This window comes from Agrobacterium vitis, from assembly GCF_013426735.1.
Taxonomy (GTDB): domain Bacteria; phylum Pseudomonadota; class Alphaproteobacteria; order Rhizobiales; family Rhizobiaceae; genus Allorhizobium; species Allorhizobium vitis_D.
Genome location: NZ_AP023272.1, coordinates 1,852,143 through 1,867,732, shown reverse-complemented (window position 1 = coordinate 1,867,732; position 15,590 = coordinate 1,852,143). Strand labels below are relative to the sequence as shown.

Annotated in this window: 12 protein-coding genes; 4 read left to right on the top strand and 8 right to left on the bottom strand. The window is 58.2% G+C overall.

The features are described from left to right. Positions 1–222 precede the first annotated feature (222 nt). From H1Y61_RS08525 to H1Y61_RS08515, 3 genes are all read left to right on the top strand, one after another. The gene (locus H1Y61_RS08525; RefSeq protein ID WP_180574455.1) at positions 223–705 is read left to right on the top strand and encodes a GNAT family N-acetyltransferase; all 483 of its coding nucleotides are present in this window, start codon (positions 223–225) and stop codon (positions 703–705) included. Between the two features lie 176 nt (positions 706–881). Beyond that, positions 882–2,936 carry a DEAD/DEAH box helicase gene (locus tag H1Y61_RS08520; RefSeq protein ID WP_180574348.1) on the top strand — a complete coding sequence of 685 codons (2,055 nt, stop codon included), beginning with the start codon at positions 882–884 and terminating at the stop codon, positions 2,934–2,936. Positions 2,937–3,297: 361 nt separating this feature from the next. Continuing rightward, positions 3,298–5,148, top strand: a complete 1,851-nt coding sequence (locus tag H1Y61_RS08515) for a flavin monoamine oxidase family protein (protein ID WP_235680863.1) — start codon at positions 3,298–3,300, stop codon at positions 5,146–5,148. A gap of 45 nt (positions 5,149–5,193) precedes the next feature. Here the strand turns inward: H1Y61_RS08515 and H1Y61_RS08510 are convergent, their stop codons facing one another. Continuing rightward, on the bottom strand, positions 5,194–5,649 hold the full coding sequence (locus H1Y61_RS08510) for a type VI secretion system amidase immunity protein Tai4 (protein WP_180574346.1): 456 nt from the start codon (positions 5,647–5,649) through the stop codon (positions 5,194–5,196). Next, complete coding sequence (locus tag H1Y61_RS08505; RefSeq protein ID WP_180574345.1) at positions 5,646–6,146, bottom strand: type VI secretion system amidase effector protein Tae4; 501 nt, start codon at positions 6,144–6,146, stop codon at positions 5,646–5,648. Before H1Y61_RS08505 ends, H1Y61_RS08510 begins: the two co-directional genes overlap by 4 nt. A 160-nt stretch (positions 6,147–6,306) precedes the next feature. Here H1Y61_RS08505 and H1Y61_RS08500 point away from each other — a divergent pair, with 160 nt between their 5' ends. Continuing rightward, the gene (locus tag H1Y61_RS08500; RefSeq protein ID WP_180574344.1) at positions 6,307–7,248 is read left to right on the top strand and encodes a bifunctional helix-turn-helix transcriptional regulator/GNAT family N-acetyltransferase; all 942 of its coding nucleotides are present in this window, start codon (positions 6,307–6,309) and stop codon (positions 7,246–7,248) included. Between the two features lie 171 nt (positions 7,249–7,419). Here the strand turns inward: H1Y61_RS08500 and H1Y61_RS08495 are convergent, their stop codons facing one another. The 6 genes from H1Y61_RS08495 to H1Y61_RS08470 form a co-directional block, all read right to left on the bottom strand. Further along, positions 7,420–7,758: a hypothetical protein gene (locus H1Y61_RS08495; protein ID WP_180574343.1), complete on the bottom strand. Its 339-nt coding sequence runs from the start codon at positions 7,756–7,758 to the stop codon at positions 7,420–7,422. 247 nt (positions 7,759–8,005) lie between these two features. Next, positions 8,006–10,165, bottom strand: a complete 2,160-nt coding sequence (gene ligA, locus H1Y61_RS08490) for an NAD-dependent DNA ligase LigA (RefSeq protein ID WP_180574342.1) — start codon at positions 10,163–10,165, stop codon at positions 8,006–8,008. 61 nt (positions 10,166–10,226) lie between these two features. Next, the gene (locus tag H1Y61_RS08485) at positions 10,227–11,054 is read right to left on the bottom strand and encodes an endonuclease/exonuclease/phosphatase family protein (protein WP_180574341.1); all 828 of its coding nucleotides are present in this window, start codon (positions 11,052–11,054) and stop codon (positions 10,227–10,229) included. A gap of 44 nt (positions 11,055–11,098) precedes the next feature. Continuing rightward, positions 11,099–12,547 carry a phospholipase D-like domain-containing protein gene (locus tag H1Y61_RS08480; protein WP_180574340.1) on the bottom strand — a complete coding sequence of 483 codons (1,449 nt, stop codon included), beginning with the start codon at positions 12,545–12,547 and terminating at the stop codon, positions 11,099–11,101. 150 nt (positions 12,548–12,697) lie between these two features. Then, positions 12,698–14,371 carry a DNA repair protein RecN gene (gene recN / locus H1Y61_RS08475; protein WP_180574339.1) on the bottom strand — a complete coding sequence of 558 codons (1,674 nt, stop codon included), beginning with the start codon at positions 14,369–14,371 and terminating at the stop codon, positions 12,698–12,700. A 46-nt stretch (positions 14,372–14,417) separates the two neighbouring features. Further along, positions 14,418–15,287 carry an outer membrane protein assembly factor BamD gene (locus H1Y61_RS08470; protein ID WP_015916496.1) on the bottom strand — a complete coding sequence of 290 codons (870 nt, stop codon included), beginning with the start codon at positions 15,285–15,287 and terminating at the stop codon, positions 14,418–14,420. Positions 15,288–15,590 lie beyond the last annotated feature (303 nt).

Below are 15,590 nucleotides of genomic sequence, written 5' to 3'. Positions count from 1 at the left end.
TCACCACCGTTCCGCAGGGAACGTGGGGCCGTCGTCACATCGTCACGATGTAAAAGCGATCATCCCACAAACCCTGCCGAGTAGAGCAGGGTTTTGAAAGCACCGCTGCTCCCTCGCCTCACCTGGAGACCAGCCGTGCCAGACAAGTCCTCTCTTGCACTATCCGCCTCGCCCGTTGAAGCAAATTCCCCCGTCGCCATAAATGCAAGCTGGCCGGATGGGCTGCTTATTCGCGCCCAATCCCCTGATGATGCCGCTGGCATTGCCGCCCTGCAAAGCCTGCCCGGCGTCCGCGCCGGTACGCTGCGCCTGCCCTATCCGGCGGAACAGGATGTCCGCAAATATATCGAAAACCGTCAGGCGAACGGTATATCGCTGGTCGCGGTGATGGATGATATCGTGGTTGGCAATGCAGGCTTCATGCAGGGCATCGGTCGCCGCAGCCACACAGCCAGTCTCGGCATCGGCGTTCACGATGCCTATCAGGGGCGCGGCATTGGCCGGGCGCTGGTGAGCGAGTTGGTGACGATTGCCGAGGACTGGCTGAACATTCGTCGCCTGGAGCTGACGGTGTTTACCGACAACGCCGCCGCCATCGCCCTTTACGAACGCCTCGGCTTCATCCGTGAAGGCACACACCGCGCCTTTGCCTTCCGCTCCGGCGCCTTTGTCGATGCCTATGCCATGGCGCGGGTGCGGGTTTAAACGAGCAGGTGACGGGGGGCCGCACCCACCCCTCTTCACCATTTCACCCCTTTTTCCACCGTCCCCCTGTACTTTCCGTGGTTTGGAGGGTAGGAACAGCCCAAACATGCCCGCAATCGGCGGGCGTCGTGCTTTTTGGCGCGACCTGAAGACAGACATTTCGAGAGATGACCCCCATGACCGATTATGACGGCATCGTCCCGGCGATTGCCGAGGCCTTGCGCAAACGTGGCTACGCCACCCTCACCCCCGTTCAGCAAGCAATGATCGATACCGATCTTGAAGGCAGGGATGCGCTGGTTTCGGCCCAGACAGGCTCCGGCAAGACAGTGGCTTTCGGCTTGGCGCTGGCGCCTACTCTGCTGGGCGGTGAGAACCGTTTTGGCCGGGCCGTCAAGCCTTTGGCCCTGTGCATTGCCCCTACCCGCGAGCTGGCCTTGCAGGTGCAGCGCGAGCTGGAATGGCTCTATGAAAACACCGGCGCGATTTTCGCTACCTGTGTTGGCGGCATGGACATCCGCAATGAGCGCCGGGCGCTGGAGCGTGGCGCGCATATTATCGTCGGCACGCCGGGCCGGTTGCGCGACCACATTACCCGCCGCGCCCTTGACCTCTCCGGCCTGCGCGCTGTGGTGATGGACGAGGCCGATGAAATGCTGGATCTCGGCTTCCGCGAGGATCTGGAATTCATCCTGAAGGAATCGCCGGACGAGCGCCGCACCCTGATGTTCTCGGCCACCGTGCCGCGCTCCATCGCCGATCTGGCCCGCAGCTATCAGCGCGATGCCAAGCGGATCGAGACTGTTTCTGAACAGAAGCAGCATATCGATATCGAATATCGCGCCATGCTGACCGTGCCTGCCGATAAGGAAAACGCGATCATCAACGCGCTGCGCTTTTATGAAGCCCGCAACGCCATCGTGTTCTGTTCCACCCGCGCCAATGTCAACCATCTGACCGCCCGCCTGCACAATCGCGGCTTTTCCGTCGTGGCCCTGTCAGGCGAACTTTCGCAGAGCGAGCGCACCCATGCGCTGCAAGCCATGCGCGATGGCCGCGCCCGTGTGTGCGTCGCGACAGACGTTGCAGCCCGCGGCATCGACCTGCCGGGCCTGGAACTCGTCATCCACGCCGACCTGCCCACCAATTCCGAAACCCTGCTGCACCGCTCAGGCCGCACAGGCCGCGCCGGTAACAAGGGCGTTTCGGCGCTGATCGTGCCGATGAGCCAGCGCCGCAAGGCCGAACGTATTTTGGGCGGCGCCAATGTCCAGGCCGCCTGGGTCAAGCCGCCTTCCGCCGATGAAGTGATAGCCCGCGACGATGAGCGCCTGCTGGCCGATCCGGTGTTCAGCGAAGCCATCAGCGAGGAAGAAGCCGCCACCATTGCCCGGTTGCTGGAAGCCCACGGTGCCGACAAGATCGCGGCCGCCTATCTGCGCGCCTATCGCAGCACCCGGTCTGCCCCGGAAGACCTGATGGAGGTCAAGATTCAGGCAGAGCGTCCGCGCCGCGAGAATGACACCTATGAGCCGAACACCCCGCCGCGTCCGCGCAGCGAGTTTGGCCCCAGCGTCTGGTTCTCGCTGTCCGTTGGCCGCCGCCAAAGTGCGGAGCCGCGTTGGCTGATTCCGATGCTGTGCCGCAACGGCAATATCACCAAGAACGAAATCGGCGCGATCAAGATGCAGCCGGAAGAGACCTTCGTGGAGATCGCCCAGGCCAATCTCGAGCAGTTCCTGACGGCACTTGGCCCCAACAAGACGCTGGAACGCGGCATTATCGTCAAGCAATTGCCTGGCATGCCCGACTTCAACGCGCCGCCAAAGGAGCGCGCAGCCCGTCCGCCACGCGACGATAGCGACTTTGCCGAACGCAAGCCCCGCGCGCCCCAAGGCGACAAGAAGCCCTATGCCGCCAAGGCCGAAGCCACCGAGCGCCGCCCCTACAAGGACGACCTCGCCAAGGCCGATGACGATGTCTGGGGCAACCCCAAGCCTGCGTCTTCCTTCAAGAAAAAATCCAATGCGGCTGGTGACGCCCGCAGCTGGGACAAGCCCAAGGCCGATTGGTCGGGCAAGCCCAGAGGTGACAAGCCAGCTTATGCGGGCAAGAGCGATAAGCCCGCTTATGCAGGCAAGGGCGACAAGCCCGCTTATGCAGGAAAGCCAAAGGGCAAGTTCGAAGGCCCGGCTGGCGGCGCCAAGAAAAGCTTCAAGCCGAAAGGCTGATTATACCCGCCATTTTGATAGATCAGCAGCCCGGAAATCACACCTGATTTCCGGGCTGCTGCGTTGAAGGCTTGTTTTTTCGAAAACCGCGACCAAGTGCGAGATCAGACATTACAACCAAAAATAGTTCGTCCTTTCCATCCATCAAGAGTTGACGAGGAATTTTAGAAACTTCATGATTACTCCCGAAGGTTGCAAATTTGTGCTGTCTGCTTGACGCAGAGCGCAGGAGAACCCTCGAAATTTCACAGAAAATCTCATTCTCCTTTCCATGAAGGAAGGGGCTCTTTTTCCGATCGAGCCGACCTTGATCATGATGTTCCCGGCCGCTCGCCACCCTCTCTTCAATGACAGGATTGCGATGTCTTACTCGATTTCCCGCCGCACGCTGCTGCGCGGCATGACAGCCCTGGCCGGTTCTTTTGCGGCTCCGTCTCTCATCACCGGATTTGGCAGTGCCCAGGCGGCCTACCGGACCAGCAAACCCAACCTGCCAACAGGGTTTGGCAAAGGCAAAAGCGTCGCCATCCTCGGCGCCGGCGTCGCCGGGCTGACGGCTGCCTTGACGCTGGCCCGCAGCGGCTTTTCCGTTCAGGTCTTCGAGGCAGACAACCGCTATGGCGGCCGCAGCCTGACGATTCGTCCGACGAATGACCACTACAAGAGCTGGTGGTTCAAGAATTATCCCGGCACCCAGGAATTTTCCGAGATGTATGTGGACCGCTATCAGGAGACAGCGGACAGCCCGGCACCTGACCTGCAAATTTGCCAATTCATGGACGACGCCTGGGCCGCGAAGAAATATGCTGGGAACCCTGTCGAGCTCTACCTGAATGCCGGGCCGGGCCGTATCCCCTCCAATCATGTCAATCTCATCGCGTTATGCCAGGAAATCGGCGTGTCGCTGGAGCCTTATTTCTTCCAGTCGATGTCCAACCTGATGCAAAGCAAAGAGTTCAACAACGGTGCGCCGGTATCCTTCGCCCAGGTCACATTCAGCCTCTATAGTGAAATGGCGGCGATGATGTACAAGGTGACGAAAGAAGGCGTGCTTTTGCAGGGCGATACCAATGCCGTGACCCGCGAGAAGCTCAAGGATCTCTACCGTGTTTTCGGCGACCTGACAGGCACCGGCGAGATCCAGACAACGACCCGGCTCGGCTTCAGCCATCTGCCCGGCGGTTGGCGCGATGCGCCAAAGACACGGGACGCTGTCGGGCTGGGGGAAATCCTCGATTCGAAATTCATCGGTGATCCCACAGCCAATCCGGAGCTGTCACCCGGTTCTTTCCTGTTCAACAATTTCAACACGGACTGGCAGCCAACATTGATGCAGCCGGTTGGCGGCATGGACCGGATCTGGCAACAACTGCTGCTTCAGGATGTGCCAGCAACCGCTCTATGGAAAAAGGGCAGCAAGCCTCGACATCCCAAAGTCGGCCATCTGGTTCTGCTGAAGACCAAAGCGTCGAAAATCGCCTCCGCTGGGGAAAAAGTAGTCGTTACCTATGAAACGGCGGGCCGGAAAGCCGAACAGGCCCAGTTTGACTTCTGCATTTCCACCATGGCGCCCTCGTTGCTCAACCGCATCATTGGCGATTACCCGGTACCAGCCGACTTCCGCAAGGGTCTCGAAGCCTTCTCCAAGACCGGCATCTGGAATGACAAGACCCCCAATCTCTGGACCCCCGCCATCAAGGTCGGCTGGCAGGGCAAGGACCGCTTCTGGGAAACCGATAGTGAGATCTATGGCGGCATTTCCTGGACAACCGATATGATCGGTCAGATCTGGTATCCCTCCGAGGATTTCACGGCCCATACAGGCATTCTGACCGGCGCCTATAATCGTGGACTGACAGCAGTAGACTATGCCAAGCTGAACAATACCCAGCGCGTCGAAACCGCCCGCCAGGGGCTTGGCCTGCTGCATCCGGGAAAGACCGACCAGGTCTATCGCGGCGTCTCCATTGCCTGGCAATATATGCCACACCAGGTCGGCGGCTGGGCTTCGGATACGGCGACGACAGACGAAAAAGCCTATCAGCAGATCACCACCTTCGAGAAGAACGGGCGCTTCTTCTGCGCGGGCGATACCTGGAGCTACCTGCCCGGCTGGCAGGAAGGCTCCGTCACCTCTGCCTATTGCGCGGTCAACGCGATCGCCCGGACCATGGACCCGGCCAAATACAGCGACTGCGCCTGCTTCCAATGAACCGGTCGCCGCCGGGACCTGTGTTCCCGGCGGCCTTTCATTCGCTCAATCACCTTTTGATTGATTATCCTGCCGATAGGTATGGCTGGGCTTCACAACATATTTTTTCGCCTGATCGTTCAATTCCTTGCTGTGATACAGATCGAGGCACTTCAAAAAATCGAATTTCACACCTTTGACTTCCGATTCAGCAAGCGGGTTGCTATAATTTTTCATCAGGAATTTTTCGATCAAAGCATTCATGGCGTCAGGGCTTTTGTCCATATCGTAATATGTCCAGTCCCTGAGCGCACTCACACTGCTACCTGCATCGGCAGATGCGCCCTTGTCGTCCTTATAAGCGTTGGAAATGCAGGTGGCCAAAACCATATCCTTGTAATTCTGAAGATAGGTGCGACCAGCAGCTTGAGGACCGTTGCCGACAGCCAAGTCGTTGGCGGCAGCGATTTGGGAGTTAACACAAAGACCGACCAAGCCGAGAAGAAGCAAACGGTACATCATTGCAAACTCCAGAAATTTGCCTTGTCTGTTTTGTAAGTCACTCCCGGCTCATTAAAATAGCAATGATCGTAGCAAACTGTTCCATTAAAAAGCGTGGCATGGCCCTGTGCATCGCTCCAACCTGATACTTCAAACAGAATAACACCCTTTTTTCCCGCTAGCGTACCTCCATTAGACGGAGGGTACTGAACCACCTCTGGCTTACCCCAGGTTTTTTCAAGATAATCAATCAGGTTTTTCACGCGAAAAAAATACCATTTCTGGTCTGCGCCAGAAACCGTTTGGGCAGCGACATGCTGGAGGTGCATGCCGGAATAGTTCAAAATATAGCTCATTCTGACTGCGCAAGTGTTGCTCCAGCGCGCAACCGGATTGGGATTATTGACATTTTTTGCGACATTTCCCCCAATGACTTCAGAAACCTTGGCTCCTGACGCTTGCGGATCGTAAATCCGCATTGAAGCTGCCCACGCAATATTAAAATTTGGCCGTCCCATATCTAACCTCAAAAATTTAAAGCAATGTCGCAATCAGGATAAAGCGACAAAATCCTAAGGGCAATCGTCTATTCTGGAAATAAGTTTTCCAAAACAAAAACGCTTGCGGCGAACAGCGCACGGCAATAAAGTTGCATCATGCAACCAATATGGAACTGGTATGATGCAAGACCATTCACAAGTCGAAGCTATTCGCGCCTCATCACGTCAGTTGGTCCGTGAACTCGGCTTTATGGGGGGAGATTTTGCCGGAACGGATCTTCCGCCCTCGGCGGTGCATGCCTTGATAGAGATCGATGCGTGTCCTGACATCACCGGCCGCGACCTCGGCCATCGTCTTCGCCTTGAGAAATCAAGCGTCAGCCGGATGCTCCGCAGGCTGGTTATGTCCGGTGATGTTTTGGAAGAGACGGATAAGGACGACTACCGAATCAAGCGGTTGCGCTTGAGCGAGAGCGGGCAGAAGCGCACCAAAACCATTCATGAGTTTGCGCGTCATCAGGTTTCAAGCGCGCTCAAGCGGTTGGGGCACGAGGAAAATCGGACGATCCTTCAAGGACTGCGCCTATATGTTCAGGCCCTGTCCAATGGTAGTGATGCAGCAGCACCCAAAGCTGAGATTGTCGAAGGCTATAGGCCCGGCCTCATTGCCCGTATCACGCAAATGCATGCGCTCTATTATGCGCGAACGGCAGGCTTCGGGCTGCATTTCGAATGTCTTGTCGCAAGCGGCCTCGCGGATTTTTGCAATCGTCTGGACAATCCAAAAAATTCCATCTGGCTGGCCATGCAATCGGGTGAAATCGTCGGCTCCATCGCAATCGATGGCGAGGACCTGGGAGCCAAAACAGCTCATCTACGATGGTTCATCATTGATGATGGCATGCGCGGCGGAGGCGTCGGGCGTCAATTGCTCTCCGCCGCCCTCGCCTTTGCGGATGAGAAAGGCTTTGAAGAAACGCATCTTTGGACGTTCAGCGGCCTGACGGCGGCGCGACATCTTTACGAAAGCCACGGTTGTGTTTGCGTCGAGGAACGCACTGGCAATCAGTGGGGAAGCGAAGTGCTGGAACAGAGATTTGTCAGGCCCCGGCCTTCCTAGAGTTTGCCTTAGGAAAAGTGGACCCCGGCTTTCCCGAAAAGACAAACGAAAAACAAAAAACGAGAGTCTGCCCGGTTCAGATTGAACCTGACAGACCCTGTGTTCTGGCAGAGCAAAAACCGGCTTTGCGTCCGGATCTGGTACCATCAATGAGATAGATGGCTCCTCAGCTTACTTGGCGCTGAGCACAAACTGGCCAAGTCTGCAAAGATCAGCCCTGCTCATCAGATCGTAATAGCCGGAATCCTGCTCCATCTCGCCCAGCACACCATATTTGCAGGTACCATCGTTAGGAACAGAGACAACGCGGCTCTGGCCCTTGCCAACGCTGTGGCCGTTCAACACCTCCACCTTGCCGCCCTTGCCGTCCAGAGAACGGAAGGTCAATCGGACAATCGCCGACTGGGTTTTGTTGACGAACAGAAAACGGTGGCTGCCGGAAGCCGCAGAAACAGTCGAGGCCATAGCAATAGCAGCCACGCCAAACACCAAACCTGTCAATAAACGCATAATGTCCCCACGATAAAAATGCCGTCGCAACACCGTCGGGCGGCGTTACAAGTCGGCATAAAAGATCAAAACCTCAAGGCGCCCCTTCCCGATACCCCTCGGCGGGAGCAGCCCTGGCACAGCTTTTCTGTGTGCATTGAGAGACATGCACCCGGACAAGGGACATTGCAACAGGCCCGATCAAGCATTTTTTCAGCCTGTTGCAACAGGGTAAACACCCTATCCCAACAGGCTGGAAGGATCAGATTTAACCGCCGATCAGCGCCAGCCACTCGTCCTCGGTCATCACAGTCACGCCCACCTCACGGGCCTTGTCCAGCTTGGAACCAGCGCCCGGTCCAGCAACCAGATAATCGGTCTTTTTCGAGACCGATCCAGCCACCTTGGCACCGAGGCTTTCGGCCCTGGCCTTGGCTTCATCGCGGGTAAAGCGCTCCAGTGAGCCGGTGAAGACCACGGTTTTCCCGGCCACCGGGCTATCGCTTGCCGTAACGGCCTCTGCATCCCGTGGAGTCACTTCCTTCAACAGGCGAGAGACAACTTCAAGATTGCGGGGCTCCTTAAAGAATTCGACGATGGAGGCGGCGACGACTTCGCCGATGCCATCGATGCTGTTCAACTCGTTCCAGGCCTCACCAAATTTGGGGCCGGCATCCTGCATGGCATCAGCAAATGCCGCGTAGGAGCCATAGGAGCGGGCCAGCAGCTTGGCAGTGGTTTCGCCGACATGGCGGATGCCAAGCGCGAAGATGAAGCGGTTGAGGGCAATCTCGCGGCGCGCATCGATGGCGTCGAACAGTTTGCGCACGCTGACCCGGCCAAAACCGTCGATATTTTCAAGTCGGGTCAGCGAAGAGGCTTCCTGCCGCTGTTTGAGGGTGAAAATATCCGGCGCAGTGCGGATCATCAAAGCTGGGTCTTCACTCTCGAAGAAGAAATCCACCTGTTTTGTGCCCAGCCCTTCAATGTCGAAGGCATTGCGGGAGACGAAATGCTTGATGTGCTCCTTGGCCTGCGCCGAGCAGACGAAGCCGCCCGTGCAGCGGGTCACGGAATCCAGCTTACCGGTCTTCTCGTTTTTCTCGCGCACCGCATGGCTACCGCAAACCGGGCAGATTTTCGGAAATTCGTATTTCACTGAGGTCTCAGGCCGCTTTTCCAGCACCACATCCAGCACCTGCGGAATGACGTCACCGGCCCGCTGGACGATGACAGTATCGCCGATGCGAATGTCATGGCCTTCCTCTCGGATACGCTCGCCGCCATTGCCGATACCCTCGATATAATCGGCATTATGCAGGGTCGCATTGGTCACGACCACGCCACCGACGGTAATCGGCTCCAGCCGCGCCACCGGCGTCAGCGCGCCGGTGCGGCCCACCTGGATGTCGATGGCCTCCACTGTGGTAAAGGCCTGTTCCGCTGGAAATTTATGGGCTGTCGCCCAGCGCGGCGAACGGGACCGAAAACCGAGCCGGGCCTGCAAATCCAGCCGATCAACCTTATAGACCACACCATCGATATCGTAATCCAGATCGGCTCTCTGAAGGCCGATCTCGCGGTAATGGGCAATGATCTCCTCAAGCGATGTCAAACGACGAGTGAGCGGATTGACTGGGAAGCCCCAGCGCTTAAAGGCCTCGACCATGCCCGATTGGGTTTCGGCAGGCATGGTGCTCATCTCGCCCCAGGCATAGGCGAAGAATTTCAGCTTGCGACTGGCGGTGACTTTTGCATCGAGCTGACGCAGCGACCCGGCAGCCGTATTGCGCGGGTTGACATAGGTCTGGCGGCCCTCGGCCTCCATCTGGGCGTTCAGCGCCAGAAAGTCGCTTTTCGCCATATAGACCTCGCCACGCACTTCCACCAGATCGGGGGCATCAGCGGGCAATTCGGTCGGGATTTCCTTGATGGTCAGGATATTGGCGGTGACATTTTCGCCCGTCGTGCCATCACCGCGCGTCGCCGCCGTCTTGAGTTTGCGGTTCTCATAGCGGATCGACATCGACAGGCCATCGATCTTCGGTTCGGCGGTAAAGGCGATGGAATTATCCGGCATCACGCCCAAAAAACGATAGACCGAGGCCACGAAATCCGCCACGTCCTCATCGGAAAACGTGTTGTCCAGCGACAGCATCGGCCTTGCATGGGTGATCTGCGAGAAAATCCCGGCAGGTGCCGCACCCACCCGCTGCGACGGACTATCGCTGCGCACCAACGTCGGAAACCGGGCCTCGATGGCATCGTTGCGCCGCTTCAAGGCATCATAATCAGCATCGGAAATTTCCGGCTGGTCCTTGCCATGGTAAAGCGCATCATGATGAGCGATGGCAGCGGCCAGCCTGGTCAACTCCTGCCCAGCCTGCTCTTCGCTGAGGTCTTCGACCGGGATCAATGCATCCGCCATGACTGTCTCCTGACTATAGTCTTTATCCGGTCTTAAATGAAAATTTCCGGATTAAAAACTCTCATCCGACAGCTTCTACCGTCTTGTCCAGATCGATCCACGCTTTCAGCGGCAGATGGTCGGAGGCGAGCCGCGCCAGCGGACTGTCATGCACCTGCATGTCAGCAATCAGGCCGGCGCGGTTGGTCATGATCCGGTCCAGCGCCAGAACCGGCAGCCGGGCCGGAAAGCTGGGGACAGGCGGTGGCAGCGGGCCAAACAGCGGCTCAAAACGGGTGAGCGCCGAGCCTGGCCCGACCCGCCACTCGTTGAAATCTCCCATCAGCACGGTCGGACAATCGGCCCGCTCGCGCATCAGCTTCAGAATGAAATCCGCCTGCTGGCGGCGCGCCCAGCGCAACAGGCCGAGATGGGCGGCGATGATCCTGAGTTCACGCCCGCCATCGAGATCGATTTCCGCCACCACCGCGCCGCGTGGCTCCAGCCCAGGCAGCACGAAAGGATGGACATTGCGCACCACACCTTCGCGAAACAGCAGGACATTGCCGCGCCAGCCATGGCTTTTCGGCAGGCCCGCCACCGGCACACGGGTCAGGCCAGCCTCGCCCTGCAAGCGGGCGAGATCAAGCAGCCCGGTGCGGTCGCCGAACCGCTGATCGGCTTCCTGAAGGGCGATCACATCAGGGCCAATCTCGCGGATCACATGCAGCACCCGTTCCGGATCGAACCGGCCATCGACGCCCACACATTTATGGACATTATAGGAGGCGACAAGCAGCCCCGGCGAGTCAACGGGCCGCTCCCCGTTGATGGGCGAGGCAGGACGGCTGCGGCGATTGCGCAGCGAGGTCAGCATTTGCGCGCGCAGAGTATGGGTTTGCTTTTTCATGCTCACTCAGAAAATAGGAGACGGAACGCCAATGTCCACCCGCATTACAAAGCCAGAGAGCCCAGCCAAAGCACTCTTTGCATCAATTTCAACAGGAACGGGCGGGCATGCAAGCTTTCCAGTGTCACTTCCTCGGCCCCTTCCCGGCTTTCATCCATGCGTCGCGCCACGAAGGCGGCGAAATCATCGTCATAGACTTCCAGGTCGATTTCGAAATTCAGCCTGAGCGACCGGGCGTCGAGATTGGATGAACCGACAAAGGCCCATTTATCATCGATGACCAGCAGTTTCGAATGATCGAACGGCCCGGTTGAGCGAAAGATCCGGCAGCCATCGCGAATGATCTGTTCGAATTGCGCGGTCATCGCATGGCTGACAACAGCCAGATTGTTTTTCGAGGGAACGATGATTTCCACCGCCACCCCGCGCCGGGCCGCCGTCGCCAGTGCCGACAGAAAAATATTGTCCGGCAGAAAATAAGGCGACAGGATACGGATGGAGCGCTCGGCGACGGAAAATGCTCCTGTGAGCACCCGGTGATTGCTTTCCAGATGCGCATCCGGCCCGGATACCACGGCGCGGGCGTAAGGCGTCTCGCCGGCCTCACCGGCAGCAAGATGCAATTGCCAGGCTTCGCCGTTCAGGGCCTCGTCGGTCTCGAAATGCCAGTCATCGGCAGCCACCGAAAACAATTCGGCCACGACAGGCCCGGTGACGTGAAAATGCGTGTCACGGGCCGCATTCGGACCCACAAAGGCCTCGCGGATATTCATGCCGCCGAAAAAACCAACCGCGCCATCCACCACCAGGATCTTGCGATGGGTGCGCAGATTGGCATAGGGCAGTCTCAAGCCGACAATGACCTTGCCGTTGAAGGACGCGACCGTGATGTCGCCATCGGCGAGATACCCGACAATGCTCGGCACGCTGTAGCGTGCGCCCACCGCATCAATCAGCACCCGCACCTCGACGCCCCGCTTGCGCGCCGCAATCAGGCAATCGGCAATGCGCAAGCCCACGCTGTCCCTGTCGAAAATATAGGTTTCCAGCAGGATACTATGGCTTGCCGCATCGATAGCCGCGCACATCGCATCATAGGCCTCATCGCCGGTGGCAAGCGGTGTCAGGCGATTGCCGGATGTCAGCGGATGGCGGGTGACACGCTCCCCCAGATGCCGCAGCGCCTCCAGGCGCCCGCCGAATTTTGCCTTTACCTCGCCTTCGGGCACGGCGTAATGGGCCAGAACGCCTTCCATCTGGCTACGGCGCAATGCCCGGCGCGCCATATAGGAGGCACGGCGCACACGGTTGATCCCCGCCATCGCATAGATCAGCGTACCGATAATCGGCGACAGGATGATAACCCCGACCCAGGAGAGCGCCGAACGCACATCACGCTTGGTCATCGCCGCATGCACGGCAGCCACCGTACCCATCACAGTGGAAATCACGGCAAGAAGATGCGGCCAATAATGGGAAATAAGGTCGAGCATCACTTACCAGTATGAAGAGGATAAAGCCGAGCGGACACGCAGCATGCGGCAAAACGAAGATTGGCGCAAACGTCTGACGTGAGGATTTGTTCCTCCCTTACACCTCGGCATAACGACAGGATCACAAGATCGATCGGCAATCCGTCAGCGTCAATGGTCTCCGGCCAGAAGCTTGGCCGCCGCTGCTCTTGCCTCATCCGTCACCGAAGCGCCTGCCAGCATCCGGGCGATTTCCTCGCGGCGGTGGTCGGGGCCGATCATCGCAACTTGTGTGGCGATCTTTTCTGCGTTGCCGCTGGCTGGCCCCTTGGAGATCAACAGATGTGTAGCGGCGCGGGCAGCGACCTGTGGCGCATGGGTCACCGACAGGACCTGGACGCGCTCCGACAGCCGTTTCAGCCGCTGGCCGATCGCATCGGCCACAGCACCGCCGACGCCAGTATCGATTTCATCGAACACAAGTGTCGGGGCGGAGCCGCGATCGGCCAGCGCCACTTTCAACGCCAGCAGAAACCGCGATAGCTCGCCGCCAGAGGCGACTTTCATGATCGGCCCGGGCCGCGTGCCGGGATTGGTCTGCACATGAAACTCAACCAAATCGATACCGTCGGCGGTGGCATTATCAGCATCCGCAGTAACCTCGACCATGAAACGGGCGCGCTCCAGTTTCAGGGCCGGTAATTCATCCATAACGGCGTCGGCCAGCGAAGAGGCTGCATTCCGGCGCTTCTGCGATAGGGATTGAGCATTGGCGAAATAAACAGTCTTGGTTTCGGCCACGGCCTTTTCCAACATGCCGAGCTTTTCCTCACCGGCATCGAGATCGGCGAGATCGGTGATCATCTTTTCGGCAAGGGCCGGAAGATCGGCAACCGCGACCGAATATTTGCGGCCAGCGGCCCGCAGCGCAAACAGCCGTTCCTCTACCCGCTCCAGTTCGCGTGGATCGAACTCCGTGCGGCGTAGCGCCGATTCGACCTCCATCTGCGCGCTCGACAAGGTGTCCAGCGCCGTACCCAACAGACTGACCGTGTCCTCCAGCAAGCCGGGGGCTTCGCCGCTCTTGCGCTCCAGGCGCCGCATCAGCGAGGCGATCATCGGCACGGGCGAAGCATTGCCATTCAGAAATTCACTGGCCTCGGCGATATCGCCAGCGATCCGCTCGGATTTCTGCATCCGGGAGCGGCGCTCGGCCAGATCCTCTTCCTCGCCATCCTGCGGGCTGAGGCCTTCCAGTTCCTCGACCGAGGCACGCAGGTAGTCCGCCTCTCGGGCCGCGGCCTCGACCTTGGCCTTGTGGATCTTGAAGGCGCGCTCGGCCTCACGCCAACGGCGATAGCTGTCGCCCAGCGCCTGCGCTTCTTCGGTCAGCCCCGCAAAGGCGTCCAGCAGCAGACGATGGGCAGCGGTATCCACCAGCGCCCGATCATCGTGCTGTCCATGGATTTCGACCAGATATTGCCCGGCCTGGCGCATCAGTTGCACACTGATCGGCTGGTCGTTGACATAGGCACGGGTGCGGCCATCGGCGGATTGCACCCGGCGGAAAATCAGGTCGCCATCGTCATCGATGCCGTTTTCGCGCAGCATGATGCGGGCCGCATGGCTGAGGGCGACATCGAATACCGCCGTCACCTGGCCCTTGTCTTCACCATGACGCACAAGCGAGCCATCGCCGCGCCCGCCAAGGGCCAGCGACAGACTGTCGAGCAGAATGGATTTCCCCGCCCCCGTTTCGCCGGTCAGCACAGACAGACCGGCCGAAAAGTCAAGGTCGAGCCGCTCGATCAAGACGATGTCGCGGATCGAAAGCTGGACGAGCATGAGTGTTCACATCTCTCCGAAGGCGACGGCTAAACCGTCTGGAAAATCAGGATGAGCCCAGAATCTTTTTGCCGGCTCTGGAAATCCAGCTCTCCTGGGCTTCTCGCGGCTCAAGACCACCGGTTTTCAGCAGTTCGAAACTATCCTTGTACCATTTGCTATCAGGATAGTTGTGACCGAGCACGGCGGCTGCCGTCTGCGCTTCCTGCACCACGCCCATGGCATAATAGGCTTCAACGAGACGCGCCAGCGCTTCTTCGATCTGGTTGGTCGTCGGATATTGCTCAACCACATTGCGGAACCGCTGGATCGACGCCAGATATTCCTTGCGCTCAAGATAATAACGGCCGATCTGCATTTCCTTGCCAGCCAACTGGTCGCGGGCAAAGCGCATCTTTTCCTGGGCATCGGACACATATTCAGACGTCGGATAGTTCTTGACCACCTTATCCATCGCCTCAAGCGTCCTGGACGAGAATTTCTGGTCCTGGGTGACGTTGGGGATCTGACGCCAGTTGGACAGGCCGATCAGATATTGCACATAGGCCGAATCCTTGGTGGACGGATACAGCGTCATGTAGCGCGTGCCGGTGGAAATCGCCTCGGTATATTTGCCTTGGCGATATTTTACGAAGGTACTCATGACAAGCGCCTTCTGCGACCAATCCGAGAACGGGTTCTGCTTGTCAACGGCATCGAATTTACGCGACGCTTCCGCAAGATTACCGGCCTTGATGTTGGCCAGACCCTGATTATAGAGCGTCTCCGGCGGATCGGTCTCAGCGCCGAGCTTGGTAATATCGATATCCTTGTCCGTATTGCAGGCGCTGAGCAGCGGCGCAACGCCAGCGATAGACAGGCAAACGGCAAGCATCCGCGCTGATTTGTTGATCATGGAAGACTTCACTTCACTCATACGACAGATCCCGATTGCAGCGGTGCTTCTATAAAGCCATCGCTTCCGCTAGGCGTTTTAGCCATAAAGATAACGATAGGGCAACGCAATGGTGATGTTTTAACGCATTTTTATGGCGTAACGCCACAATCTGCTGTTTTATTTTGGACAATATAGCATCGAGCAGAAAACAGGAATCAGCACGATGCGTAAGCTTTTTGCTTTCGTATCGGATTTACCCGAAAACCGGTCCTTAACTTTCGCTCCGATGCTACAGCATCAGGTGAAATGCCCGAAATCGAACGCACGAAAACGGCGCCTACC

What these genes read in the sequence shown, in the direction of transcription:
- ligA (WP_180574342.1), bottom strand. Translation starts at nt 10,165, where the DNA reads ATGGCGGATGCATTGATCCCGGTCGAAGACCTCAGCGAAGAGCAGGCT.
- H1Y61_RS08495 (WP_180574343.1), bottom strand. Translation starts at nt 7,758, where the DNA reads ATGCGTTTATTGACAGGTTTGGTGTTTGGCGTGGCTGCTATTGCTATG.
- H1Y61_RS08485 (WP_180574341.1), bottom strand. Translation starts at nt 11,054, where the DNA reads ATGAAAAAGCAAACCCATACTCTGCGCGCGCAAATGCTGACCTCGCTG.
- recN (WP_180574339.1), bottom strand. Translation starts at nt 14,371, where the DNA reads ATGCTCGTCCAGCTTTCGATCCGCGACATCGTCTTGATCGAGCGGCTC.
- H1Y61_RS08515 (WP_235680863.1), top strand. Translation starts at nt 3,298, where the DNA reads ATGTCTTACTCGATTTCCCGCCGCACGCTGCTGCGCGGCATGACAGCC.
- H1Y61_RS08500 (WP_180574344.1), top strand. Translation starts at nt 6,307, where the DNA reads ATGATGCAAGACCATTCACAAGTCGAAGCTATTCGCGCCTCATCACGT.
- H1Y61_RS08505 (WP_180574345.1), bottom strand. Translation starts at nt 6,146, where the DNA reads ATGGGACGGCCAAATTTTAATATTGCGTGGGCAGCTTCAATGCGGATT.
- H1Y61_RS08480 (WP_180574340.1), bottom strand. Translation starts at nt 12,547, where the DNA reads ATGCTCGACCTTATTTCCCATTATTGGCCGCATCTTCTTGCCGTGATT.
- H1Y61_RS08470 (WP_015916496.1), bottom strand. Translation starts at nt 15,287, where the DNA reads ATGAGTGAAGTGAAGTCTTCCATGATCAACAAATCAGCGCGGATGCTT.
- H1Y61_RS08520 (WP_180574348.1), top strand. Translation starts at nt 882, where the DNA reads ATGACCGATTATGACGGCATCGTCCCGGCGATTGCCGAGGCCTTGCGC.
- H1Y61_RS08510 (WP_180574346.1), bottom strand. Translation starts at nt 5,649, where the DNA reads ATGATGTACCGTTTGCTTCTTCTCGGCTTGGTCGGTCTTTGTGTTAAC.